At 33.8% G+C, this 25,680-nt stretch carries 23 protein-coding genes; 13 read left to right on the forward strand and 10 right to left on the reverse strand.

Features of this window, described 5'->3' with window-relative positions; genetic code table 11:
- Positions 1-25: 25 nt before the first annotated feature.
- The 8 genes from ACXX80_RS15525 to ACXX80_RS15560 form a co-directional block, all read right to left on the reverse strand.
- Entirely contained in the window at positions 26-1,108 is a 1,083-nt protein-coding gene (locus ACXX80_RS15525; protein ID WP_458554033.1) for a porin, read from the reverse strand.
- Positions 1,109-1,265: 157 nt separating this feature from the next.
- Positions 1,266-1,820: a K(+)-transporting ATPase subunit C gene (locus ACXX80_RS15530; RefSeq protein ID WP_458554034.1), complete on the reverse strand. Its 555-nt coding sequence runs from the start codon at positions 1,818-1,820 to the stop codon at positions 1,266-1,268.
- 54 nt (positions 1,821-1,874) lie between these two features.
- A complete protein-coding gene (gene kdpB, locus ACXX80_RS15535) occupies positions 1,875-3,908 on the reverse strand; it encodes a potassium-transporting ATPase subunit KdpB (protein WP_458554035.1) in 2,034 nt (677 codons plus the stop codon).
- A gap of 8 nt (positions 3,909-3,916) precedes the next feature.
- Positions 3,917-5,638, reverse strand: a complete 1,722-nt coding sequence (gene kdpA, locus ACXX80_RS15540; protein WP_458554036.1) for a potassium-transporting ATPase subunit KdpA — start codon at positions 5,636-5,638, stop codon at positions 3,917-3,919.
- A 19-nt stretch (positions 5,639-5,657) separates the two neighbouring features.
- Entirely contained in the window at positions 5,658-5,735 is a 78-nt protein-coding gene (gene kdpF / locus ACXX80_RS15545) for a K(+)-transporting ATPase subunit F (protein WP_417951728.1), read from the reverse strand.
- A 156-nt stretch (positions 5,736-5,891) separates the two neighbouring features.
- Positions 5,892-6,173, reverse strand: coding sequence for a DUF7674 family protein (locus tag ACXX80_RS15550; RefSeq protein ID WP_417953799.1), 282 nt, complete (start codon positions 6,171-6,173; stop codon positions 5,892-5,894).
- A gap of 162 nt (positions 6,174-6,335) precedes the next feature.
- Positions 6,336-7,679 (reverse strand): sigma-54-dependent transcriptional regulator, encoded by a 1,344-nt coding sequence (locus ACXX80_RS15555; protein WP_458554110.1) that lies wholly within the window; start codon positions 7,677-7,679, stop codon positions 6,336-6,338.
- Between the two features lie 68 nt (positions 7,680-7,747).
- Positions 7,748-8,179, reverse strand: a complete 432-nt coding sequence (locus ACXX80_RS15560; protein WP_458554037.1) for a nuclear transport factor 2 family protein — start codon at positions 8,177-8,179, stop codon at positions 7,748-7,750.
- A gap of 101 nt (positions 8,180-8,280) precedes the next feature.
- Between ACXX80_RS15560 and panB the strand changes: the two genes are divergently transcribed.
- The 12 genes from panB (at position 8,281) to ACXX80_RS15620 (ending at position 22,723) form a co-directional block, all read left to right on the forward strand.
- Positions 8,281-9,099: a 3-methyl-2-oxobutanoate hydroxymethyltransferase gene (gene panB, locus ACXX80_RS15565; protein ID WP_099715002.1), complete on the forward strand. Its 819-nt coding sequence runs from the start codon at positions 8,281-8,283 to the stop codon at positions 9,097-9,099.
- Positions 9,100-9,153: 54 nt separating this feature from the next.
- Positions 9,154-9,504, forward strand: a complete 351-nt coding sequence (locus ACXX80_RS15570; RefSeq protein ID WP_458554038.1) for a four helix bundle protein — start codon at positions 9,154-9,156, stop codon at positions 9,502-9,504.
- Positions 9,505-9,607: 103 nt separating this feature from the next.
- Complete coding sequence (locus ACXX80_RS15575) at positions 9,608-10,297, forward strand: RluA family pseudouridine synthase (RefSeq protein WP_458554039.1); 690 nt, start codon at positions 9,608-9,610, stop codon at positions 10,295-10,297.
- A 163-nt stretch (positions 10,298-10,460) separates the two neighbouring features.
- The gene (locus ACXX80_RS15580) at positions 10,461-11,789 is read left to right on the forward strand and encodes an aldehyde dehydrogenase (protein WP_458554040.1); all 1,329 of its coding nucleotides are present in this window, start codon (positions 10,461-10,463) and stop codon (positions 11,787-11,789) included.
- Positions 11,780-12,517, forward strand: a complete 738-nt coding sequence (locus ACXX80_RS15585) for a nitroreductase family protein (protein ID WP_458554041.1) — start codon at positions 11,780-11,782, stop codon at positions 12,515-12,517. The genes ACXX80_RS15580 and ACXX80_RS15585 overlap by 10 nt, the downstream gene beginning before the upstream one ends.
- Positions 12,518-12,549: 32 nt before the next feature.
- Complete coding sequence (locus ACXX80_RS15590) at positions 12,550-13,332, forward strand: hypothetical protein (RefSeq protein ID WP_458554042.1); 783 nt, start codon at positions 12,550-12,552, stop codon at positions 13,330-13,332.
- A gap of 788 nt (positions 13,333-14,120) precedes the next feature.
- The gene (locus tag ACXX80_RS15595; protein ID WP_458554043.1) at positions 14,121-17,477 is read left to right on the forward strand and encodes a PAS domain S-box protein; all 3,357 of its coding nucleotides are present in this window, start codon (positions 14,121-14,123) and stop codon (positions 17,475-17,477) included.
- A gap of 92 nt (positions 17,478-17,569) precedes the next feature.
- Complete coding sequence (gene ypfJ / locus ACXX80_RS15600) at positions 17,570-18,430, forward strand: KPN_02809 family neutral zinc metallopeptidase (protein WP_315211384.1); 861 nt, start codon at positions 17,570-17,572, stop codon at positions 18,428-18,430.
- A 219-nt stretch (positions 18,431-18,649) separates the two neighbouring features.
- A complete protein-coding gene (locus ACXX80_RS15605) occupies positions 18,650-18,964 on the forward strand; it encodes a hypothetical protein (RefSeq protein WP_458554044.1) in 315 nt (104 codons plus the stop codon).
- Positions 18,965-19,229: 265 nt separating this feature from the next.
- The gene (locus ACXX80_RS15610; protein WP_458554045.1) at positions 19,230-20,519 is read left to right on the forward strand and encodes a DEAD/DEAH box helicase; all 1,290 of its coding nucleotides are present in this window, start codon (positions 19,230-19,232) and stop codon (positions 20,517-20,519) included.
- A 349-nt stretch (positions 20,520-20,868) separates the two neighbouring features.
- Complete coding sequence (locus ACXX80_RS15615; RefSeq protein ID WP_458554046.1) at positions 20,869-21,588, forward strand: hypothetical protein; 720 nt, start codon at positions 20,869-20,871, stop codon at positions 21,586-21,588.
- Positions 21,589-21,856: 268 nt separating this feature from the next.
- The gene (locus ACXX80_RS15620; RefSeq protein WP_458554047.1) at positions 21,857-22,723 is read left to right on the forward strand and encodes a macro domain-containing protein; all 867 of its coding nucleotides are present in this window, start codon (positions 21,857-21,859) and stop codon (positions 22,721-22,723) included.
- Positions 22,724-23,011: 288 nt separating this feature from the next.
- On the opposite strand, the gene ACXX80_RS15625 is transcribed toward ACXX80_RS15620, so the two are convergent.
- The gene (locus tag ACXX80_RS15625) at positions 23,012-23,833 is read right to left on the reverse strand and encodes a winged helix-turn-helix domain-containing protein (protein WP_458554048.1); all 822 of its coding nucleotides are present in this window, start codon (positions 23,831-23,833) and stop codon (positions 23,012-23,014) included.
- 178 nt (positions 23,834-24,011) lie between these two features.
- Here ACXX80_RS15625 and ACXX80_RS15630 point away from each other — a divergent pair, with 178 nt between their 5' ends.
- The gene (locus tag ACXX80_RS15630; protein ID WP_458554049.1) at positions 24,012-24,590 is read left to right on the forward strand and encodes a hypothetical protein; all 579 of its coding nucleotides are present in this window, start codon (positions 24,012-24,014) and stop codon (positions 24,588-24,590) included.
- A gap of 169 nt (positions 24,591-24,759) precedes the next feature.
- Here the strand turns inward: ACXX80_RS15630 and ACXX80_RS15635 are convergent, their stop codons facing one another.
- On the reverse strand, positions 24,760-25,458 hold the full coding sequence (locus ACXX80_RS15635; RefSeq protein WP_458554050.1) for a pseudouridine synthase: 699 nt from the start codon (positions 25,456-25,458) through the stop codon (positions 24,760-24,762).
- Between the last annotated feature and the right edge of the window lie 222 nt (positions 25,459-25,680).

Raw genomic sequence — 25,680 nt, forward strand, 5'->3', positions numbered from 1 at the left:
TTAGGATTTTATATTTTAGAAAAAATTAAAATGAAATGGCCAATGATGTAGTTAAAAATACATTTTGATTGCTAGGATCAGTGTTTTTCAAAAAGATATCGTCTTTACTATTTAATGCTCTTGCTTCTAGCCTTAACATGACATTATCAGTAGCTAAATAATCAAAATTTGTGGAGAAACCGTATGTTTTAAATCCATTTGGTGTTGCTGTTGCTACTATCACTCCTTTTTTATCTGCATAATACTCGGCTCTTGCTGCCAATTGGATTTTACTTGTCGGTTTGTATTGTGCTATTAAGATTGGTGAAAACCAAACATCATATTCGTCACTTTCTGTTAGTTTTTGTTGCGCTCCAATATCAAAACTAGCTGTTAAACTTGTTTTTTCGGATACTTTAAATTGTCCGTAAAAATTATTGAAATAACGCCATTTTTTTAAATTATCCGGTTGTTCATTCCCAACATAAGTACTCCAGTTTAATGTGGTTTTGGCAGTAGGTTTATAGGTTACTTGTGTACCAAAAGCCGGTGTTTGATTGCCATCAATTTTCTGGATGCGTTGCCATCCGTTTAAATACATCGCAGCCAAATACCATTTTTCGCTTTTGGATGTGTACCCAATTTTTACTCCCGCTTCGTAATACGGAGAATTATCAGCCAAAATACTTCTAGTCAAAGTAGCGCAATCTTTACCAATAGCACTTTCAAAACCAATATGTGAAGGCATAATTCCCGCATCAATCCACAGATTATGTTTTGACGAAATTTTCACACCTATATTGGCTTCATACACATTTTTGAGTAAATCCTGTTCTGCTGCCAAATTGTATTGGGCATACGTTCCGGCCATTACGGCAAAATTCCCACGAACATTCTCTTTAGCATAATTTACCTTTGCCAATCCTAAATTCAAATTGACTTCGTTGTGCTTGTTATGACTGTAAACAAATCCAGGTCTTACATGATTGTCGGGTTCTCCAAAATCATAACTGTAATACGTTTCTACATAACCCGAAAACGTGAAAGGACTTTTTGTTTTTTCAGTTTCTTGTGCAGTAACTGTTGTTATCCCAAAAGCTATTAAAGCGATACTTATTATATTTTTCATTTTTTTGTCATTGCGAGGAACGAAGCAATCTCATCCTCATTATTTATTATTTGAAGCTATTTCCAGCTATCAACTTGTATCTTTTTATTTTTAAAGAAAAAATAAAAAGGATATCGTTTCTATCTGGGCTAAAAAATGTGCGTTTTATACTTTATTTTTATTTCAATTCATCCAAAGCAACATTCAACTCTAAAACATTTACGGTTGCAGTTCCTATTACTGCTGGTGTATTGATTTTGGCTTGTACCAAAGTTTTTATTTTTTCCTCTGATACGTTTCTTTCTTTCGCCACCCTTTTTACCTGAATCAATGCTCCTTGCGGTGAAATATTAGGGTCTAACCCACTTCCCGAAGCCGTCACCATATCCGAGGGAATCTCTGATTTTTTCAGATAAGGATGCACGATTAAAAAAGTGTCGATTCTTTTTTGCACCAAAGTTAAATAATCAGAATTACTTGGTCCTTTATTACTACCTCCACTTCCTGCAGCGTTATAATCCACCGCTGAAGGTCTTCCCCAAAAGTAGTTGGATTTATCGAATTTTTGCCCAATTTTTTGATACCCCACCACTTTTCCGTTTACGGTAATTGTTTCTCCTTTTCCTTTATTGGGAGCCAATTGTGCTATTCCAAAAATTGCCATTGGGTAAATAACCGCTAACAACACCCCCATAAATAAGGTGAATTTTAATATTGAAAATATATTTTTCATTTTGTTCTTTTTTTTATAAGCCTAACCCGTTTTTGAAACCTGTTAGGTTTGGATCTACATAAATAATGCTACAACTAAATCAATTATTTTAATTCCGATAAATGGGATGATCAAACCACCAAGACCATAAATCAATAGGTTTCTCTTTAAAATAGCACTCGCACCGATTGGCTTATAATCAACCCCTTTTAAAGCTAAAGGAATCAATATCGGAATGATAATCGCATTGAAAATGACAGCTGATAAAATCGCACTTTCTGGACTGTGTAATCCCATAATATTTAATCCTTCAAGAGCAGGAATAGCCGTGATGAAAAGCGCGGGAACAATAGCAAAATATTTAGCCACATCATTCGCAATCGAAAACGTGGTAAGCGTTCCTCTGGTCATCAATAATTGTTTTCCTATTTCTATGATTTCAATTAACTTGGTGGGATCATTGTCTAGATCGACCATGTTTCCGGCTTCTTTAGCTGCTTGTGTTCCGCTGTTCATGGCTACACCAACATTGGCCTGTGCCAAAGCAGGTGCATCATTAGTTCCATCACCCATCATCGCTACGAGCTTGCCTTGTTCTTGTTCGTTTTTGATATAATTCATCTTATCCTCAGGTTTGGCTTCGGCAATAAAATCATCTACACCAGCCGCTTCGGCAATAAATTTGGCTGTCAACGGATTATCTCCGGTTACCATCACCGTTTTTACACCCATTTTTCTCAAACGCTCAAAACGTTCTTTCATTCCCGTTTTGATAATGTCCTGCAATTCAATAACACCTTGGACTTGAGCATTTTTTACTACCACCAATGGCGTTCCTCCTTTTGATGAGATAGCAATCACTGCTTGTGCAATATCTTCGGGAAAAATAGTTCCTGCTTTCAATGCAATATTTTTTGCAGCATCCTGAGCACCTTTTCTAATATCGGTTCCGTCTTTTAAAACAACACCGCTGGTTCTGGTTTCGGCAGTAAATTTGATTAAAGTAGCACCTTCAATAGATAGTTTGTTTGCCACTTCAATTCCTGCCAGTTCCACAATACTTTTGCCTTCGGGCGTGTCATCAGCCAGCGAACTCAAAACTGCAGATTTGATAAAATCGTCTTCCGAGATTCCTTTTGCTGGATAAAAACGAGTTGCTTTTCGATTTCCAATGGTGATGGTTCCAGTTTTGTCCAAAAGCAATACATCAATATCACCGGCAGTTTCCACCGCTTTCCCTGATTTGGTAATTACATTGGCACGCAAAGCCCTATCCATTCCAGCAATTCCAATCGCTGATAACAAACCACCAATCGTTGTTGGAATCAAACAAACAAAAAGAGAAATGAAGGCAGCAATTGTTATCGGTGCATTCGCATAATCAGCAAACGGTTTCAAGGTTACACAAACAATCACAAAGATTAATGTAAAGGCAGCCAACAAAATAGTTAATGCAATTTCGTTAGGCGTTTTCTGGCGGCTTGCTCCTTCAACCAAAGCTATCATTTTATCCAAGAAACTTTCTCCAGGTTCGTTAGTTACGATAACTTTGATTTTGTCTGATAATACTTTTGTTCCGCCGGTAACTGATGATTTATCACCACCCGCTTCCCGAATGACAGGAGCACTTTCTCCGGTAATCGCACTTTCATCTATAGTGGCCAATCCTTCGATAATTTCTCCATCAGTTGCAATTAAATCACCTGCTTCACAAACAAAAACATCGCCTTTCTTCAATTCAGAAGAACTGATATTCTTAATTTCGCCATTGGCTAAAACTTGTCTTGCCGGAGTTTCTTCCCGTGTTTTTCTCAAACTATCCGCTTGTGCTTTTCCTCTTGCTTCGGCAATAGCCTCAGCAAAATTGGCAAACAAAAGCGTTGCTAATAGGATTAAAAATATTATGAAATTATAAGTAAAACTGCCTTGGTCTTGTGCTCCAAATAAAATGGCGATACAAACCGCAAGCATAATGGCAGTTCCAATTTCAACGGTGAACATGACCGGATTCTTGAACATTATTTTCGGGTTTAGCTTAACAAAAGACTGCACTAACGCCTCTTTTACTTGCTTACTTTCGAATAATGAATTGGATTTATTGTTATTCATTTTTATTATTATTTTAATGTAAAGTACTCCGCTAAAGGTCCAAGTGCTAATGCTGGGAAGAAGGATAAGGCTGCAATAATGGCAATTACGGCAAAAACCATAACTCCAAAAATGGTCGTGTCTGTTTTTAAAGTTCCAGCACTTTCAGGAATATATTTTTTATTTGCCAACAATCCTGCGATAGCTAAAGGCCCAATGATAGGAAGGAAACGACTCAATAACAACACAATTCCTGTGGTGATATTCCAAAAAGGATTATTGTCGCCCAAACCTTCAAATCCAGAACCATTATTAGCTGCACTCGAAGTATATTCGTATAACATTTCCGAAAATCCATGATGTCCTGGATTATTTAGCCAGCCAGTTGCGTTTCCGCTAAACCAATAACCCATTGCGGTATCATTCGCAGCAAAATAAGAAGCCAAAGCCGTTCCTGACAATATCAATAAAGGGTGTAGAATGGCAATGAAAGCTGCAATTTTGACTTCTCGGGCTTCAATTTTCTTTCCTAAAAATTCTGGTGTTCGTCCCACCATTAAACCCGAAATAAACACCGCGAGAATAATGAAAATATAGAAGTTCAAGATCCCTACTCCGCATCCACCATAAAAGGCATTGATCATCATCGCGAGTAACTCCATCGACCCAGAAACCGGCATCGAACTATCGTGCATGCTATTTACAGATCCTGTAGAAATTACCGTTGTCGCAATGCTCCAAAAACCAGTAACGGCGGGTCCAAAACGAACTTCCTTGCCTTCCATTGCTCCAGTTAATTGGGTAATTCCCATTTTTTCGATAGCTGGGTTTCCGTTAAGTTCACTGATAACTGTTGGAATAACTAAAAGTAAAAATCCAACCGTCATAACTCCAAAAACCACATAGGAAAACCGTCTTTTCTTTAGATAAAAACCTAAAGCAAAAATCATTGCAAACGGAATGATTAATTGTGCCCAAAGTTCAACTGCATTACTAAAATAAGTTGGATTCTCTAAAGGATGAGCACCGTTAGCTCCAAAAAACCCACCACCGTTCGTTCCTATATGCTTGATGGCAATGAATGATGCTGCTGGTCCGCGAGAAACTGCTACTGAATCTCCCTGTAAAGTGGTAATTGCATCTTTTCCTTCAAATGTCATTGGCGTACCGTTAAACAACAGAATGACAGCTACAACAGCAGAAAGTGGCAATAAAATACGAGTACAGCTTTTGATAAAATAATTATAGAAATTCCCTAATTTATCTGTGGTTCTTTCTTTCATTGCAGTAAAAACCATTGCTGCGGCTGCCATCCCGACACCTGCAGAAACAAATTGAAGGAACATCAATACCATTTGTGATAAATAGGAAACACCTGTTTCGCCAGAGTAATGCTGTAAATTGCAATTTACCATGAACGAAATAGCGGTATTGAATGCCAAATCTGGAGTCATGTTTGGATTATTGTCCGGATTTAAAGGCATTGAACCTTGAAATAACAAAACAAAAAAGCAAAGAAAGAACCAAACCATATTCACGCTTAACAGCGCTTTTAAATGCTGTTTCCAGTTCATTTCTTCAGTAGCATTGATACCACTTATTTTGAAAATAAATTTCTCAATTGGATTGAAAATCGGGTCAAGGAATGTTTTATCTCCTGTAAAAACGTTAGCTATGTACCTTCCAATAGGAATAGCCAAAACTATAGAGATGATAAAAATACTAATGACACCAAATAATTCTGTGTTCATAAAAAAATAGTTTATTTAGTTAAAATTTTTCGGGTTTGATTAATACATAAACCAAATAGCCGAAAACAGCCAGTGCAATAATAAATAGTACAGTCATAATTTAGATTTTTTCAAAAAATTCGACAGCTTTAAAACAAATCGCAAACAACAAAACGGCTAATGCGAGTAAAAGGATTGTGATTATCATAATTTGAGATTATTGGATTATTAGACTTTTAGACAATCGATCAAATAATTCAATCGATTAAACTTGTTATACCCCCGAGGCATTTATTTGCTTGATGTATTCCGCCTTTAATGATTTTGGGAAAAGGTTTGAAATATTGCAATGGCGCATTTCCATAAAAGAGGAAACCGAAAAAAGATAGACATTGGAAATAGCAATTTTTGTTTCGTTGCTTCCTGTTGTTAATAATCGTTCAGCGAGTGCCAAACATTTTTTTGCTCTGGAAATATTTCCAGTAATAATGGCAGTCTTGGTGATTTCGGCAAAGCGTTCTGCTTGTTTGTAAATCGTGGTGACTTGATTTTTCATAAGAATGATTTTTATGTTCTTCATCGCTTATGCCAAAATGCATTCCAAAAAACCATAGTACACCTCAAAGCTTTGTCAATTAAGTGTTTGAAGTTTTCATGCCAAAAAAAAACATAAAAAAAGCCTATCAAAATGATAGGCTTTTCTCAAAATAATATGATTTTAATAAATCTTGTATTCGTCTAATTTTCTATAAAGCGTTGCAACGCCTATTTCTAATAAGCGGGCCGTTTCGGCTTTATTCCCTTTGGTGTAATTTAATACTTTTTGAATGTGGAGTTTTTCAATACTTTGCATCGAAAAAGCTGACATCGTCTTATTGGAATTATCTTGTTGATGCTGAATCTCGTAAGGCAATACATCTTGCGTCAAGTTAAAATCATCAGCCAAAATTAAGGAACGTTCAATCACATTCTTCAGTTCCCGAACATTTCCAGGCCAATGGTATGTTTCCATCTTATGCAAAAAATCGCCATCGATAGAGACTATTTTCTTATTTACTTTCTCTGAAAATTGTTTCACAAAATAGTTTGTCAATGGTGCAATGTCTTTTATTCTTTCTCGTAAAGGCGGAATTGTAATCTCGAAAATATTCAATCGAAAATATAAATCCGAACGAAAACGATGCGCTTCACTTTCGGTTTTTAAATCGCGATTGGTTGCGGCAATTAACCTAAAATTTGATTTTCTGGGTGTCGTATCTCCTATTTGTATGTATTCATTGGTTTCTAAAACCCGTAGTAATTTAGCTTGTAATTCTAACGGCATTTCGCCAATTTCATCCAGAAATAAAGTACCGCCATTCGCCTCTTCAATAAATCCTTTCTTGTCTTTTACAGCTCCTGTAAAAGATCCTTGTTTGTGTCCAAACAATTCACTTTCGAGAATTTCCTTGCTGAAAGTACTGCAATTCAAGGCTACAAAAGATTTTCCTACTCGGTTGCTGTTTTCGTGAATGGCTTGTGCAAAAACTTCTTTTCCGGTTCCTGTTTCTCCCGTTAAGAGTACAGTTGAATCGGTTTTGGCTACTTTTTTAGCCAAATCAATCACTTGTTCCAATCCTTTCGATTTTCCAATAATAGTATCAAAAGAATATTTATCAGAAATTCGTTTTTCGAGTTGTTGGACTTTCTTGATTAGTTGGACTTTTTCCAGTGCTTTGTACAACAGCGGAATAATTTTGTCATTGTCATCGCCTTTGACAATATAATCAAAAGCACCGTTTTTCATGGCTTGAACACCATCGGAAATTTTGCCAAAAGCAGTCAATAAGATAACTTCTGTTAATGGAAAATTTGTTTTTGTCTTTTGAACAAAATCAACACCATTGCCATCAGGAAGTTTGACATCACAAAGTATCACATCAATATTATTGTGTTCCAGTTTCTTGAAACCTGACTTTAAATCTGGTGCTTCGAGAACTTCGAACCCTTCTGATTTTACGATTCGGGCAAGAAGGCTACGCAGTTTTTCCTCGTCATCAATAATGAGTATGTTTTTCAAAATAGGATTTGTATAAATTTAAAATACAAAGCTAACTTTTTAAATGCTGACAAATAAAAAATAATTAGGGTTTACTTTCTGCGGGTATCGATAAGATGAATAATTTTCCAACTGTTTTCTTTTTTGAAAAGCGTAAAAGCATTCACGCCTTTATGACTTAATTTATCGTTTACATAAAACTCATAAGGTGTCCAAGCGTGCGCCATGCTTCCATCTACCTGAATAGCATAACTCAGATTTTTTTCCTGAAACTTCACTTCCGCAGGAATAGAACTTATCGATTTAAAAAACGCTTGAGGGCTTTCATTGGATAATTTAGTTCCTTTAGCGTTCTCACTTATGGATTGTAAAATCATTGTGTCGCCACAAAAAGACTGTAATTTCAAAGTGTCTTTGGCATGAAAAGCCCCAAAAAAATTTTCAACTAGCTTTTGAATTTCTTGATTTTGGGCCTGAGAATATGTTGATGTGAACAACACAATCAATACTACTATTTTACGCATAATTACTTTTTTAATTAATTATAACTTCCAATAACATTACTGTTACATTTTTGAATTAAAAATATACATTTTATTACCTTTACAATCTTAAAACAACAAATATGTCTGTCGCAAAAAAAGATTATAAAAGGATTACTACAAAATCATTGATTGAAATGAAAGCAAATGGAGAGAAAATTTCCATGCTTACCGCATACGATTACACCATGGCAAAAATCGTTGATACTGCCGGAATTGATGTAATCTTAGTAGGTGACTCCGCTTCGAATGTAATGGCTGGTCATGAAACGACTTTGCCAATTACGTTGGACCAAATGATTTATCACGCTTCATCTGTAGTGAGAGCTATAGAAAGAGCACTCGTTGTGGTGGATTTACCTTTTGGAAGTTACCAATCAGATCCTAAAGAAGCGTTGCGTTCTGCCATCCGAATCATGAAAGAAAGTGGTGGTCATGCCGTAAAACTGGAAGGTGGTAAAGAAATTAAAGATTCAATCAAGAAAATATTAAACGCAGGAATTCCAGTGATGGGACACTTGGGTTTAACTCCTCAATCTATTTATAAATTTGGTACCTATACTGTTCGTGCCAAAGAAGAGGAAGAAGCAGATAAACTTATTGAAGATGCTAAATTACTGGAAAGATTAGGTTGTTTCGGACTAGTATTAGAAAAAATTCCTGCGCATTTAGCCGAAAAAGTTGCCCAAAGTATTTCGATTCCGGTAATTGGAATTGGTGCTGGCGGCGGAGTTGACGGTCAAGTTTTGGTAATTCACGATATGTTAGGAATGAATAATGAATTTAGTCCACGTTTCTTGAGAAGATATATGAATTTATACGAAGGAATGACAACTGCCATCGGTCAATATGTTGCCGATGTGAAATCAAGTGATTTTCCTAATTCTAGCGAACAATATTAAAATTAGACTTCTTAGATTATTGGATTATTGGATTATTAGACTAAAAAAGTAGAAATGCATCGATTTAAGGGTTTAGAGATTTGGAAAAAAAGTAGATTTTTTTGTTCTGAAATTTATAAAGTGACTTTGTCTTTTCCTAACGATGAAAAATTTGGACTAACAAATCAATTAAGAAGAGCTTCTGTTTCTATTCCATCTAATATTGCTGAAGGATCATCAAGGCAATCTAATAAGGACTTTGCACGATTTTTAGAAATCGCCATCGGTTCAGCTTATGAAGTTGAAACACAAATTCTTATTTCATCAGATTTAGGTTTTATAACTCCAGAAGATTTAAAAGAATTATCAGATATGCTAAACGAAATTATTAAAATGACTTCAAGATTTAGAGCAACTTTATTATAGACTTTTTTAGATTTTCAGACTGCAAGACTTGTTTAAGAATCTAAATATCTAAAAAGTCTAACTTGTCTAAAAATCTAAGTAGTCTAACAATCTAAAAATCCAAATGAAAATAGTTTCGAATAAAAACAACCTTCAAATTCTTCATGAAGACAACCATCTTATTGTGGTCAACAAGCGCGTAGGTGATATTGTGCAAGGTGATAAAACAGGTGACAAACCATTGTCTGATGTGGTGAAAGAATACATCAAAGATAAGTATAACAAACCCGGAGAAGTATTTCTGGGTGTGGTGCATCGTTTGGATCGACCAACAACCGGAATAGTCGTTTTTGCCCGAACCAGCAAAGCGTTGACGAGAATGAATGAGTTGTTCAGCAATCGTGAAACTCAAAAAACGTATTGGTGCATTGTCAAAAACAAGCCTTTAAAGTCCGAGGATAAATTGGTTCATTTTTTGAAAAGAAACGAAAAAAACAACACTTCAAAAGCACATTTAAAAGAAGTTCCTGAAAGTAAACTAGCCAGTTTAGATTATAAAATCATCAAGGAACTCAATAATTATTTTGCTCTGGAAATTAATCTTCACACAGGTAGACACCATCAAATCAGGGCGCAGCTTTCAGCTATTGGTTCACCCATAAAAGGTGATTTGAAATACGGTTTTAACCGAAGCAATCCGGATGGAGGTATTCATTTACATGCCCGTAAATTAGTTTTTGTACATCCTGTTACCAAAGAAAATATAGAAATCATCGCTCCAACTCCGGATGATGTGATTTGGAATGCAGTTTAATTTGATTATTCTGTTTCAATTAAAAATGTAACAAAAACAATACTTTACATACTTATACATTATAAAACAGGAATAATTATTCCTGTTTTTTTTTATTTTTTTATTTTAGTATATTGAGTTGGATTAAAATAATAATTATGTAATTTTAAATTAAAATCATCCCATGAAATATCATACAGAAATTGCTTTCCGAAAAGAATCCCTTAAAAAATTATTGCATAACATTATTGAAAATGAAGGGGCAATCATTAAGGCTTTGTATGATGATTTTAAAAAACCTGCTTTTGAAGCCGTTTTAACCGAAACTAATTATGTGATTAGTGACTTGAAAGAAACCATAAAAAATATCGATTCCTGGACTAAGCCAAAGAAAGTTTTTGCTTCTCTTTTGAATTTCCCTTCATCCGATTATATTTACAGCGAACCTTACGGAAATGTATTGATTCTTTCTCCATGGAATTATCCGTTTCAATTAGCTTTATGCCCTCTTGTTGCAGCTGTTGCGGCCGGAAATAAAGTAACTTTAAAACCATCTGAACTTACACCAAATACTTCGAACATAATTTCTAAAATAATCACTGAAACATTTGCTGCAAAAGATGTTGAGGTTATAACGGGAGATGCAACAATTGCTCAGCAACTATTAAATCAACGTTGGGACTATATTTTTTTTACAGGAAGTGTTGCTGTTGGAAAAATAGTGGCAAAAGCTGCTGCCGAAAACCTAACGCCTGTCACACTCGAATTAGGCGGAAAAAGTCCTTGCATCGTTGATGAAACAGCTAATTTAGAATTAAGTGCCCGACGTATTGTGTGGGGGAAAATCATAAACGCCGGACAAACCTGCGTAGCTCCTGATTATATTTTAGTGCACCATAAAATGAAGGATACTTTCGTTAAATTTCTAATTCAGGAAATTGAAAAAGCATTGGGAACAAATCCAGAAGAATCTCCAGATTTTGCCAGAATCATCAACTTGAAAAACTGGCAACGTCAATTACGTTTATTGGAGAATCAAAAAATCCTTTTTGGAGGACAATCTAACAAAGAGACATTATACCTTGCTCCTACTTTACTTGACGAACCAAAAATGGATAGTTTAGTGATGACAGAAGAAATTTTTGGACCGATACTTCCTATACTTTCTTATGAGTCCAAATCAGATATTGAAAAAATAATTTCAAGCTTCGAAAAACCATTATCGCTGTATTTATTTTCCCAAAATAAATCCTTTATTAATGAAGTGCTGCAAAAATATTCTTTTGGTGGCGGATGCATTAATGACACGGTAATTCATTTGGTTAATAATCGCCTGCCTTTTGGCGGTGTTGGAAATTCCGGAATGGGAGCCTATCATGGAAAATTAAGTTTTGATATTTTCTCTCATAAAAAAGCTATTGTAAAAAAAGGAACTTGGCTCGATTTACAGATGCGTTATGCACCGTATAAAGACAAATTAAAAACCATTCAAAAAGTATTAAAGTGGATGTAACCAATGAAAAATCCGTAAGCGAGGCCATAAAATACCGACGCTCAGTTCGGGTTTTTAAAAACGAAGCTATTGATGCGCAAAAAGTAAAAGAATGTATTCAATTAGCAACTCTGGCACCCACGAGCAGCAACATGCAACTTTGGGAATTTTATCATATTGTTTCGCCAGAAATAATACAAGAAATAGCCAAAGCCAGTTTTAATCAGAATGCGGCAAAAACTGCTCAACAAATGGTTGTAGTTGTAGTGCGAAAAGATTTATGGCGACAAAGAGCTCAATCGAATATTGATTATTTAAAAACTCAATATGGCAATAAGCCGAAAGCGGATTATTCGAAGAGAGAAAAGTTTGCGTTAAATTATTATCAAAAAATTATTCCTGCCCTATATTTTGATTTTTTAGGAATTATCGGAATGATAAAGTTTCTTGCTTTTCAAGTTATTGGAATATTCAAACCCATCTACAGGCAGGCGCGACAAAGCGACATGCGTATTGTCGCTCAGAAAAGCGCGGGAGTTGCCGCACAGAATTTTATGATAAGTATGGCAGCCATAAATTATGACACCTGTCCAATGGAAGGTTTTGATTCGCTGAGAATTAAAAAAATATTACATTTACTGGCTCGTTCAGAAATCAACATGATTTTAGGCTGTGGAATAAGAGAAGAACAAGGCATTTACGGAGAACGATTCAGAGTTCCTTTTGACGAAGTATATTTTAAAAAATAAAAAACTAACAAACCAAATAATACCAAAACCAAATGATTAAAACTACACAAGACCGAATTGAAGAAATAAGAAAGAATGGTTATGCCTTAGATTTTGGAAATGTTTTCAACCATGCATTCGAAAATTATAAAAAAATTGCATTGTACGGCGGTTTAATATTTTTTGTTTTTGCAATTCTAATGAGTCTTTTTGCTATTGTTATACTCTTCTCAATTTTTGACGCAGAAACCGTTTTAGAAAAATTAAAACCGGAAAATTTACAGCCGGAAAACTTAAGTTTAGACTCCATGTTAATTTTCTCAGGAGTCTCTCTTTTAATAACGTGTTTGCTTAGTCCGTTTTCTGCTGGTTTAATAAAAATGGCATATTGTGCCGAAAGAGACGACGAATTTCATGTGTCAACCATGTTTGAATACTACAAAGCGCCCTTTTTCAAAGAATTATTTATCGCAACATTTTTGATCACAATAGTTAACTCCATCCTATCGGGTATAATAAATTACATACAAATGCCAATTATCGAAGTTGTTGTTTCTGTAACAATTGGCTTGTTTACTATTTTAATGATTCCTCTTATCATTTTTGGAAAGCTAAAAGCTGTTGAAGCTATTCAAGCTAGTATTTTAGTTGTTTCTAAACAACCTATTGTTATATTGGGATTACTTGTTATTGGAGTTATAGCATCTTTAGTAGGACTTATTGGATGTTGTATTGGAATCGTTTTTACTATTCCATTTATGTACTCATTGTATTATGTTATTTACAGCGAAATAATAGGATTTGATCCTGAAAATGAGATTGAAAATAGAAATTAAAAATATTTTTTATGCTAAAAGCCAAAATTTAAATTTTAATGACTTTTGGCTTTTATTTAAAATTTATAGTTACATTGACGACCAAAAGTTAGAGTCCGAAATCTACTCATTAGAAACCTCATAAAAAATTTACTATGGTGTTATACTGTAGCCTACTGACAATTATCAACTCAAAATTAATTTTATTTTGGGCATCTATTTTTTTTTCAATGAAAACTATTTTGTGGTTCGTAATTGCTGTTTTATTTATTTTCCTAGCTTATGAAATTTATACGATAAAGTCTACTTTAAAAAGCAATCTATTAGACAAAGGAGTCGAAACTACTACTAAAAGCAAAGAATATCAGCTCTATTTACTCTTTTTAGGGATTTTACTCCCTTCAATAGAAGTAATTTTTGAAATTTTTAAAATTAGACCTGTTAGTTTATTAATACCCAATTGTATTATTGGCTTTTCTTTAATTTTATTGTATTTCGTCAGTACGAGATCTACTATTGTATTTAGATATATCAAACAAATTTTTATTGCGCTATTTATAATTTATTTTTGCTATATAGCTCGGAATCTAATTTATTTCCCTACAGATTTTATACCTATAACCGCTTTTGTTGTTACTTTTTTCTTTGCTTATAATGTTCTAAAACCCATAAAAGTTTATTGGTGTTTTGTTATTTCTGTTTTTATCTTCTTAAGTATCGCTTATGTTTTAGAAATAATACAGTTAAAAACAAACATTGCGCTATTTATTTATTACTTTATAATTCTGATTATAAATTATATTCATCACGTGTCATTGTTAAACATTGATATTGAATCTCGTTTTAACAATCAAATTATCAACAAAGGAAATTCACTTATTCTGGCAACAAATAATAAAGGTGAAATTGTATTTTGCAGTGAAAATGTAAAAACAATTTTAGGTTATTCTGTTGATGAAATAATGGGATTAGGCTATTGGAAACTCACTGAATACAACGAATTTTTTGGTGAAGAATACCATAAAACATTTAAAGATGATCATATAGTTATTCGTAAACTTAAATGTAAAAGTGGTGAAATCAAACACATCCAATGGAACGATAAGAAATTTTCGAATGATTTAATAATCGCAATTGGACATGATGTAACCAATGAAATTCAAATCCAAAATCAGTATAAAAATCTAATTCAAAATGCAATCGATCTTATTTTTGAAGTCGATACTATTGGGAATTTTATATTTGTGAATGACTTCACAATCAAATCTTTGGGTTATAAAAATGACGAAATTATAGATCGAAATTATTCAGAATTCATTCGGACAGATTATGTTAGCAGCATCAGAGATTTTTATCAAAATTTGTTGGAAAATGAAAATTACTTTCCAACTATTGAATTTCCTTTACTAAAAAAGAACGGAGAAGAATTATGGGTTTCACAGAAAGTGATTATTCGTAGAAATGAACAAGGAACAATAGTCGCTTATTCCGGAATTGCCCGAGATATTACTAAATTTAAAGACATTGAAGCTGAAAATAAAATACTTCAGGAAAAAGTAGAAAAATACAACGAGACGATAAAAAAATTATCAACTACTAACTTTAGAAACTACAAAAACCTTGATGTCAGCGTGATGCAAATCATTGAGTCAGCAGCAAAGGTTTCTAAATGCAATAGAGTCAGCTATTGGAAATACACGGAAGATCGAATAACTTGTGAAAATTTATATGATTTAGACACCAATTCGTACAGCAAAGGTGCTTACTTAGAAAAACAAAACTATCCTATTTACTTTAAATCTATAAAAAGTAAAAAACAAATTAGTGCTCCAGATGTTTTAGACAAATGGGAATTATCTGAATTTACCGAAAATTATTTTCTGAAATACGATATCAAATCGCAACTTGATATTCCTATTTTCATTAATGGAGAATTATCAGGTACAATTATTTTTGAAACCATAAGAACGCAGAGAAACTGGGATAACGACGACATTATTTTTGCAAGAACTATTTCGGATATTATCTCGTTGACCATGATTTCGCACAGTCGCTCTGAAACTGAAAAAAAATTAGAAAACAAAAGTAAACTTTTGTCTGCTATGGCGCTTTGCACGGAGAAATTTTTGAACAGCAATGATATCAACGATATTTTTTCGGATGTCCTTATCATTATGGGACAAGCGACCAAATCTCATCGGACCTATTACTATGAAAATGACGGAAGCACGGGACTAATCAGTCAAAAATACCGATGGATAATTAACAATATTAAATTGACGGAAAACAATATTAAACTTCAAAATTTGCCTCATGCCTTTTTTGAAGAATTATTGACACCCCTGTTAAGCAATAAAATTTACAAAGCAATAATTCCAAAAATCGAAAATCAATCACTAAGAGATAAACTACAGAATGTTGATGTAGTTTCAATCATCTTATTTCCAATTTTTGTGAGAAACAAATTTTATGGTTTTTTAGGATTTGATGACACCCAAGACGAAAGAGAGTGGTCTGAAGATGAAGTTAATATTCTGCAAACATTAGCCAGTAATATTTCGTCATCTATTGAACGTATTACAAATGAGAACGCTATTTATGAAAGCGAGGAGAAATTTAGATTACTAGCTAATAATATTCCCGGAACCGTTTATTTATCGAACTATGATGAGAGTAACACTAAAATTTATATCAACGATGAAATTGAAAAACTGACCGGTTATCCAAAATCAGAATTCCTGAATAACAATCTATCTTTCATTGATTTAATTCATCCCGAAGATAAAACGAGTACAATTGCTGCACAAAAAGACGCCATTGAAAACAAAAGAGCCATTCACTTGATTTACCGAATTATACATAAAGACAACCATATTGTTTGGGTAGAAGAGTTTGGAGATGCAATTTACAAAGACGGAAAAATTGCATTTATTGAAGGTATTTTTATTGATATTACAGAGAGAAAACAAGCTGAAACCGCTGTGCAGCAAAAGGAATTAGCTGAAGCTGCCAACAGAGCAAAATCAGAATTCCTGGCTAACATGAGCCATGAGATTAGAACGCCTTTGAACGGGATTATTGGTTTCACCGATTTATTGATGAATACGAATCTAGGAGTTACCCAAAAGAAATATATCACTACCGTAAATCAATCGGCACATTCATTATTAGATATCATAAATGACATTCTTGATTTCTCAAAAATTGAAGCCGGAAAACTGGATTTATATATAGAGAAATATGAAATTGGAGAAATGTTGAGTCAAATTATTGATTTAATATTATATGAATCCAATCAAAAAAAATTAAACTTAAAACTCAATATAGCTTCAGATATTCCTAAATATTTTTGGGTAGACAGCGTACGTCTAAAACAAATTTTGATTAACCTACTTGCCAATGCTGTAAAATTCACAGAAAAAGGTTCTATACAATTAGATGTAACTGTTCTTCAAAAAATAGACGACTCTAATGCTAAAATTCGTTTTGCCGTAATTGACACTGGAATTGGAATTTTGGAACAAAACAAAAAGAAAATATTTCAGGCATTTTCTCAGGAAGACAGCTCAACGACAAGAAAATTTGGGGGTACTGGACTGGGATTAACCATTTCGAACCAATTATTGGGTTTAATGAATAGCCGCTTACAACTGGAAAGTGAAATTGATTCTGGTAGTACTTTTTATTTTGATTTAGATTTAAAAACCAGTAACGAACCAGAAGAAAAGGTTAGCATATTTGAAACTGATTTTGATGGTATTAAAGATATGGTCGTTAAAAGAAATATAAGTAGTAAAAAAATCAAAATAATGATTGTTGAAGACAACAAAGTGAATATGTTATTGCTCAAAACAATTATTAAAAACTTAGATATAAATCAGGAGATTTTCGAAGTTATAAATGGCAAAGATGCTGTAGATCAATTTGAGGAAATAAATCCTGATATTATTTTTATGGATATCCAAATGCCAATCATGAATGGGTATGAAGCGACCCAAATAATCAGAACTTTAAAATTAGGTCAAAATGTACCTATTATAGCAATAACGGCAGGTACCGAAAAAGAAGAAAAAGAAAAATGCCTTGCAGCAGGAATGAATGATTATATCCCTAAACCAATCATAAAAGGAATCATTGAGGAAACTATTGCTAAATGGACAAATTAATTCTAATAAAATTTGCTCTTATTTTTAAAAAAAATATTTTAAATTAGAGTTAACTTTATAAAGTAAGTAAATAACTAAAAAAACATAAAATTATGAAATGGAGCGGTAGAAGACAAAGTGACAATATGGAGGACCGAAGAGGAATGTCCTCAGGAGGAAAAACAATAGTAGGCGGTGGAATCATCGGAATTGTAATTCTATTATTGAATACTTTTGGTGGAGAAAATGCACAAATGCTAACTCCAATATTAGAACAATTCAACCAAGGACAAAGTGCTCCTACTGAACAAAGAGACTTAACTGCTGCCGAAATTGAAGAAGGCAAATTTATAAATGCATTATTGGTTGACAATGAAGATGTTTGGGCAAAAATATTTCAAGAAAACAACATGCAGTTTAAAAATCCAAAACTGGTGTTATTTACTGGAGCTGTGGAAACTGCCTGTGGAAATGCCACATCTGCTTCGGGGCCATTTTATTGCCCTGGTGATCAAAAAGTGTACATGGATTTAGCTTTCTTTGAAGAGCTAAAAACAAGATTTGGTGCACAAGGAGGTGATTTTGCTACTGCTTATGTAATTGCACATGAGATAGGACACCATGTACAAACTCTATTAGGAACTTCCAGCAAAATGAGACAAATGCAAGAAGGAAAAAGTGAAGCCGAGGCCAATAAATTATCCGTAGCTTTAGAACTGCAAGCCGATTTTTATGCTGGTGTTTGGACCCATTACAATCAACAAATGAACAATTTCTTGGAGGAAGGCGATATTGATGAAGCTTTAAGCGCAGCACATGCCGTTGGTGATGATGCCATACAATCCAAAATGCAAGGTCATATTGTTCCGGAATCCTTTACACACGGAACCTCCGCACAACGTAAAGCTTGGTTTATGAAAGGCTATAAATCCGGAGATATCAATCAAGGCGATACTTTTGCAGAAATAAGATAAATTACAAGTAAATAAGAATTTTAAAATCGGGATATTCTCCCGATTTTTTTTTGAAATTTAGTTAAAATTATATGTCGTTTTAATACTATAGTATACCCAACTAAAATTCCATTCATCGACACAGTTTTTACATTTAACTTAATTAAAATTCCATCTGTCTAAAATGATTATTAGCCCCCTTTTTTATAAGTAAGTTTATTTATAATAAACAAATAAAAAATGGAAAATACGAATCAAATAGCAATATGGATGGATAATTCTGTTGCTTATTTAATGGAATTTAAAACGATGCCTTTTGAAATACAAATAATAGCATGTGACTTTACAGTGGACAAAAAGAAAAGAAATACATATAGAAAAGAAACAACAAACTGTGATATTAAAAGAAAGTATGAATACTACAATCAAATTGGAAACGCAATAATAAACTATGATAAAATAATACTATTTGGCCCGTCTGAAGCCAAAATTGATTTTTTTGATACGCTAAGTGAAGATGAACGTTTTTATAAATTGAAGGTTGAAATAAAATAAACTGATAAAATGAATGTAAATCAACGACATGCCTTTATCAATAAATATTTCGTTCAGTAATACTAAATTATTTAAATCTAACTATTAATTACGGCATTTAAATTTACACAAATACAGACTTGATTTCTTGCAAATTAATTCTAAAAATAAAGTTATATTCAAACAAAGTCAAACAATAAAAACCAGATAGAAAAAATTAGCAGTACCTTTGCCCCCACTTAAAGAAGTAAACTAAATAATTGTGTTTGCTTCATAAACACCATTTATGTCATTTAATTCATTAGGCTTATCTGATGCTTTACTTAAAGCCATCAGCAAAAAAGGGTATACAACCCCATCTCCAATACAACAAAAAGCAATTCCCCCAATATTAGAAGGTAAAGATGTTTTAGCATCCGCGCAAACAGGAACAGGAAAAACAGCCGGTTTTACACTACCTATTTTACAAATATTATCACAAGGTCAACAATTGCGACAAAGACCTATTCGTGCCTTAATATTGACTCCAACAAGAGAATTAGCCGCACAAATATTGGCCAATATCAAAGAATACAGTGAATTTTTAGACTTAAAAAGTACCGTAATTTTTGGTGGAGTAAACCAAAATCCACAAGTAACACAACTGCGTCAGGGAGTAGATATTTTAGTTGCCACTCCAGGTCGATTAATCGATTTGCAAAACCAAGGTTTAATATCACTTGCCAAAGTAGAAATCCTAGTTTTAGATGAAGCAGACCGTATGCTGGACATGGGTTTTTTACGAGATATAGAACGAATCTTGAAAGTATTACCTACTAAAAGACAAAACTTATTGTTTTCGGCAACCTTTTCAAAAGACATCAAGAAATTGGCGATGGGCATTTTGCACCAACCCGTTCATGTGGAAGCAACTCCGGAAAACACAACTGTGGATGCTATTATCCAAAAAGTATATCCTGTTGCCAAAGAGAAAAAAACAGAACTAATCATTAAACTGATTACGGAAGGAAACTGGAAACAAATTTTGGTTTTCACCCGTACCAAACAAGGCGCTAATAAACTGACGGAAAGCATGATTAGTGCCGGAATCAAAGCAGCTGCCATTCATGGGAATAAAGGTCAAGGTGCCCGTACCAAAGCCTTAGCGGGTTTCAAAGACGGAAGCCTAACCGCTTTAGTGGCAACTGATATTGCCGCGCGTGGTCTGGACATCCCGTTATTACCACATGTGGTCAATTTTGAATTGCCTAATATTCCTGAAGATTACGTTCACCGCATTGGTAGAACAGGAAGAGCTGGAGCAAGCGGAGAAGCTATTTCGTTATTCAGTCCGGACGAAACGGTCTTTTTGCGTGATATCGAAAAATTAGTGGGTTTGAATTTGCCTAAAGAAAATATCAAAGGTTTCGAACCCGATCCTAACGCTTCCAAAGAACCAATCAAACAAGGGCAAGGAAGACAACAACGCGATTCAACTCCGCGAAAACCAAAAACAGACACTACAAACCGAAGCAGCAATAACAGTTTTGGTCCAAGACGCCCTAGTCAAAATAGTGACAGACGTTCTAATAGATAATTAATTTTTATTGTTTTTTAGGAGCAGAACGAGTTCGTTTTTTAAGAACGTATTTCCCGCTCCCGAGGCTTCGGGACATTACAAACCTAGTAAGAGCTGAACACCAGCTCTCACTAGGTTTTTCATTTCTATCGGGGCTATTGAGAGCATTCTTACTTTCATAATACCATTTTGCAAATTCATCCCACAAATCAAAAACAACCAGATGATTTGTAAGAAAAAATGAATATATTTGAAGTAAATAGTATGACCGTTGTCATACCTATCTACCCTAAATTGGGTGGCTTTGTATAATTTATCATACAGATAAACAAGTTAGCAGATATTTTCAAACACATAACCGTAAATAATGATAAATAAAAAAACTATTCCACTAGTTATATTAAAAGCTTTTGAAAGTTTTGTTGATTTGAAAGGGGAATTATTTCTCGTTACTCAACCAGAAAATAGCCTGTTAAAAATTATTGATAATGATACAGATTCAAATTTCTATTTTAATGCAGCACAATACGAAAAACAACAAGGTGGCGCTTACAAATTATTAATCGACTATAAACCTGTTTCACATATTGACCCAGCAAATAGTACAGTTTGGATTGATGTAAAAGATCTTCAAAGTTATTTCAAGATTTGGATTGGCTTATTAGAAGAATACGCCGAGGTAAAGTCTTTTTTCGATGATCCAATTTTAAAATCATTTACTGAAGAATATTATGCGGAATTTGAGATTTTAGATGACGACAACGCACATATAAATCCGCTTTCAATTAAGCAAATAATGTTGATTGATCAACATTTAGAATTTATTGAAGAAAATCTCGAAAAATATGAAACTGAAAGTAATCGAGTACAACTTCAAGAAATTAAAAACGATATTATAGTTCTTCGTAATAATTTAACTAATCAATCAAAAGCTTGGGTAATAAAACATCTATCAAAAACTTGGGGAAAATTAACTAAGCAAGGGACTAAATTTTTAAAAGACTTTTTGACTGAAGCAAAAAAACAAGTCATTGTAGAGGGTGTAAAATTCTTACTCAACCATGGAACTGATTTACTACCAAAATAAAACATCTGCTAACATACGCTACAAGCAATTTGGGTATTAGGCTTAATTTAAAGTTGGTCTTGTATTTGGAATATTTGGCAAATCCGAAAATAGAGCTTAATTTAGTCCCAAACTGCTTGTAGCGAAGGGACGTCAGGCTGTGAAAAAACTACTTCAAATTTAGAAAGTATTCGGAGGGCTACAAAGAAAAATTTCAAATATGGGATTCTCAAGAGGTTGATTTTAGTTTTTTCACACACAAACGTTAGCGACAATTAACAAAAACATTATGGTAAAAAAACTAGAATACATTTTTAAGGAAAATAAAAAAGAATTAACTGGTGGCTTTTTAGCTGCATTTGGAACAATTTGGTTATTTATAGAATTTCTAAGTGCACTTTTCGAAGATGTAAAAAGTTACACAACTAATCACAATTGGGTTTTCTTAGTTTCTACAATTATAATTTCTCTAATATTTGGATTTTGGTTTGCATGGCCAGTTATTATTATGAATAGAAAATTCAAATCTTCAAATACAGAAATTTGTATAAAAGTTGGTGATTTGTTTTCTCAACCACATAATCTTGTCGTCACGAGCAGCGATTTTTTTGATACAAGTATTCCACAAGGTACCCGAGTTTCTCTAAAAAGCCAAATGATTGATAAATTTTATAGTGGAAACATCGCAACTTTAGATACCTTAATTCAAACAAGCCTAACAAATCAAGGAGCAGTTGGGACATTTGACAATTCAAAAAGTGGCAAAAAGTACAGATTCCCGATTGGAACGATTGCTGTAATTCCTACACAACAAAATAAAATTTTCATAACAGTATTGGCTACATTGACTTTTCGAAATAATATTAAACAAACAACATCTGATCCAAGTAAACTTCATATCGCTTTAAACGAACTTTGGAAACAAATAAGAATAGAAGGACGTATGAAAGAAGTTTCTTTAACAATATTAGGTTCGGGATTGTCGGGAATTAATTTATCAAACCTAATGGTAATTGAATCAATAATTATGTCATATGCTATTCATTCAAAAACAAATCGAGTTAGCGACAAACTTACCATCGTAGTTCCTGAAAACAAATATTGTCCAAAAGATTTTCACGAAATAAAAAGATTTTTAGAAGCAATACAAATTTAACTGCCGCTAACTCCCGCTAGCGCGAGCGTCCCGCTCGTGAACACTAACAAAAGTAAATCACTATAAATTTATAATAGGCACGAGCGGGACGCTCGCGCTAGCAATCGCGGTATCGATTTTGCAGAGGTCAAAAATCCTTAAAAAAAATCTGCTCCTCTTTATACTGAAAACTTTTATTCCCAAATACAACACTAATTTAAAGCATTACTTTACAAATTGAATTCTATTACCATACGTTAGGAGCGCGAAAATTTTAGCTTCGCTCAGTTCAGCTTTCAGCCTCGGGTCTTAAGAACTAACTTCAAGCTTATATCCTTTGTTGCGTATTACAACAATGTTACTATTCGGATCAAGTTCTAGTTTTTTTCTAAGTTTTGAAATGAACATATCCAAACTACGTCCTACAATAACACCTTCATCTTCCCATAGCTCTTTTTGCAATCGGCTTCTCTCTATAGTCTCGTTAGGAGATAATGCGAAAATGAGCAGCAAACGCGTTTCTGTTCCAGTCAGATCTATGGTTTCTTTATTTATAAGGAGTTGCCGTTTTTGCGCATCAAATACAACCGAACCAAAAGTAAATAGCTGGTTATGGTCATCTTTTGGTAAGTCGCTCTTTGGCTTAACCGACCTCAAAAAAACAAAGCCAACAAATGCTAAAAGTGACAAGCCACCCAAAAAATATTTATTCGTTGCTGTAGTTATGCTATTTGGTTTAAATTTAATGTTAATCATATAACAGGCGACGGGTTGCCTTCTTCCTATACATGCTACAATATCATCTTTTTTATTTTTAGATATAGCATATCCATAAGCTACACTGGAGTTGCCACAGTTAAGTACGTTAACAACATAATCATTTGTAAATGGATCTTTGGCTAACAAACGCTGAGTTGTATTCACCAGGGAGTCGGTTTGAAAAGTAAGCTCATTCTCAAAACTGATTTGATATTCATTTTCAGCTATCTTTTTTACGGGAAGAACTCTTGATGTACTGTCGCCGGACTGTAAGAGTATTTCATGTCCGATTCTGCGGAGTAAAACTTCCCTTCTGGCAATATCAAAATCGTCACTATCATCCGTACTGAAAGCCATAAAGATTGCAGCCATAAATAGGAGTAGCAATAACCCAAACAGATATTTACGTCTTCCAGAAAGGAGATATCGACTAAGATGCATTGTGTAAAGTATTTATTTACAAAGTTTACATTTTTATTTACAATCCCAATCTATCAAATCGTAAAATATCAATGTAAATTCGTGAAATCAATTTAAAAGATATGATGAAATGAAAAAAATCATCTACGTGCTGATCTTACCGCTGGTTGTGGTAATCGGACTAGTATTTAGCTTCGCTTCGTTTGCCTACGGCTCGGGTGCTAATCGTGAAATTAAAAATGAGACTAAGACATCTCAAAAGCAGTTGTCCGTTGCTGACAGGAAAGCCAACTTGGATGAACGCAAAAAATGGGAAGCTTCACCAGACGGTATAAAGTACAAAGAATGGGAGGTTTCTCCTGAAGGTAAAAAAGTGCATGCCAGTTATGATAAAATAAAGAAGAACATAAAGGCTTTCACCAATATGGAGGCAGTGGTAACGTCACTTACTTTTCAGCGTGCAAATGCGAAATCATCAGGACCAAAATGGATTATAGTCAAGATTAATGGCGAAGAATACATGATGCAATTTATTCCTAAGGATTTTAAGCAGTTAAATAGCCTGAAAGTTAACGACAAAATAATTGTAAGAAGCCGAAGCGCAGGGTATTCGCATAATCATCCATATTTGATTATATCGGGCGACTTTATTGCGCGAAATAATAAGATACTTTTTAAACGTGACTTTAGCAAAAAGAATGGTTGCTGAGAATTAGGGCTACCCGCTCCGAAAAGTCCTCGACTTTGTGGAACGTTGTGATTAAAATTTGAAATTAAAAATCGTTAATCAAAAATCTGAAATCTGTTCCTCTTTACACTGAAAACTGTTATTTCCAAATACAACAATAATTTAAAGCAAAATTTTACAAATTAGTATGCTATTCATACGTATTCAAATCTAAATTAAGAATAGCCCCCACTCTGCTAAACTCTTCGTTAATCTTTGCATTCAAGGCAAGTGGTTTATTTGTTATGGGATGATTAAAAATTAACTGATGTGCATGAAGCATCATTCCTTTCAGTTCAAAATTCTCTAACCATAATTTATTTTGTTTGTTACAACCATATGGACGACTTCCTAAAATGGGATGAAAAATATGTTTGAAATGTTTTCGTAATTGATGCATACGTCCCGTTTCAGGAATCGCTTCTACCAAACAATATCGTGAAGTAGGTTTATTGTTAAATTCTAACTCAATTTCGGTAGTTTGCAATAGATGAAAGTAGGTTATTGCATTTTGTATAATGCCATCATCATTGGTTAAATCATAATCAATCGTTAGTTCTTCGGGTGACCAACCACGTAAAATGGCTAAATATTTTTTTTCGACTTCACGTGTGGCAAAACGATCATTCATAATTTTTAAAACCTCCTTGTCCAACGCAAATAACAAGACACCAGATGTTTTGCGATCTAATCGATGAACAGGATAAACGTGTTGCCCTCCTATTTGATTTCTCAATTCTTGAATAGCATAAACTTTTGCATCGCGCGCGTAAAACGATTTATGGACTAACAATCCACTAGGTTTATTAATTGCAATAATATATTCGTCCTGATAAAGAATTTCTAACATTTGGCAAAAATAAAAGAGATTTCTCTCGAAATCTCTTTTTTGACTTATTTATTTCTGTCTTTTCTTTTTTCCCCTGCTAACGCAAGCGTATTCTCAATTTTGCAGCTTTTAAACATCTAAAATCAAAAGTCGTTAATCAAAAATCTGAAATCAATTTTAACCCAAACCCAAAAGCGCGGATTTGTAATCCGTGTCCATTATAATTAAAGCGAAATTGCCCTT

The organism is Flavobacterium sp. GNP002 (assembly GCF_054343795.1).

Bases quoted from the DNA above. Each gene is read 5' to 3' on its own strand.
- ACXX80_RS15525 (WP_458554033.1), bottom strand. From the start codon at position 1,108: ATGAAAAATATAATAAGTATCGCTTTAATAGCTTTTGGGATAACAACA.
- ACXX80_RS15530 (WP_458554034.1), bottom strand. From the start codon at position 1,820: ATGAAAAATATATTTTCAATATTAAAATTCACCTTATTTATGGGGGTG.
- kdpB (WP_458554035.1), bottom strand. From the start codon at position 3,908: ATGAATAACAATAAATCCAATTCATTATTCGAAAGTAAGCAAGTAAAA.
- kdpA (WP_458554036.1), bottom strand. From the start codon at position 5,638: ATGAACACAGAATTATTTGGTGTCATTAGTATTTTTATCATCTCTATA.
- kdpF (WP_417951728.1), bottom strand. From the start codon at position 5,735: ATGACTGTACTATTTATTATTGCACTGGCTGTTTTCGGCTATTTGGTT.
- ACXX80_RS15550 (WP_417953799.1), bottom strand. From the start codon at position 6,173: ATGAAAAATCAAGTCACCACGATTTACAAACAAGCAGAACGCTTTGCC.
- ACXX80_RS15560 (WP_458554037.1), bottom strand. From the start codon at position 8,179: ATGCGTAAAATAGTAGTATTGATTGTGTTGTTCACATCAACATATTCT.
- panB (WP_099715002.1), top strand. From the start codon at position 8,281: ATGTCTGTCGCAAAAAAAGATTATAAAAGGATTACTACAAAATCATTG.
- ACXX80_RS15570 (WP_458554038.1), top strand. From the start codon at position 9,154: ATGCATCGATTTAAGGGTTTAGAGATTTGGAAAAAAAGTAGATTTTTT.
- ACXX80_RS15575 (WP_458554039.1), top strand. From the start codon at position 9,608: ATGAAAATAGTTTCGAATAAAAACAACCTTCAAATTCTTCATGAAGAC.
- ACXX80_RS15580 (WP_458554040.1), top strand. From the start codon at position 10,461: ATGAAATATCATACAGAAATTGCTTTCCGAAAAGAATCCCTTAAAAAA.
- ACXX80_RS15590 (WP_458554042.1), top strand. From the start codon at position 12,550: ATGATTAAAACTACACAAGACCGAATTGAAGAAATAAGAAAGAATGGT.
- ypfJ (WP_315211384.1), top strand. From the start codon at position 17,570: ATGAAATGGAGCGGTAGAAGACAAAGTGACAATATGGAGGACCGAAGA.
- ACXX80_RS15605 (WP_458554044.1), top strand. From the start codon at position 18,650: ATGGAAAATACGAATCAAATAGCAATATGGATGGATAATTCTGTTGCT.
- ACXX80_RS15610 (WP_458554045.1), top strand. From the start codon at position 19,230: ATGTCATTTAATTCATTAGGCTTATCTGATGCTTTACTTAAAGCCATC.
- ACXX80_RS15615 (WP_458554046.1), top strand. From the start codon at position 20,869: ATGATAAATAAAAAAACTATTCCACTAGTTATATTAAAAGCTTTTGAA.
- ACXX80_RS15620 (WP_458554047.1), top strand. From the start codon at position 21,857: ATGGTAAAAAAACTAGAATACATTTTTAAGGAAAATAAAAAAGAATTA.
- ACXX80_RS15625 (WP_458554048.1), bottom strand. From the start codon at position 23,833: ATGGCTGCAATCTTTATGGCTTTCAGTACGGATGATAGTGACGATTTT.
- ACXX80_RS15630 (WP_458554049.1), top strand. From the start codon at position 24,012: ATGAAAAAAATCATCTACGTGCTGATCTTACCGCTGGTTGTGGTAATC.
- ACXX80_RS15635 (WP_458554050.1), bottom strand. From the start codon at position 25,458: ATGTTAGAAATTCTTTATCAGGACGAATATATTATTGCAATTAATAAA.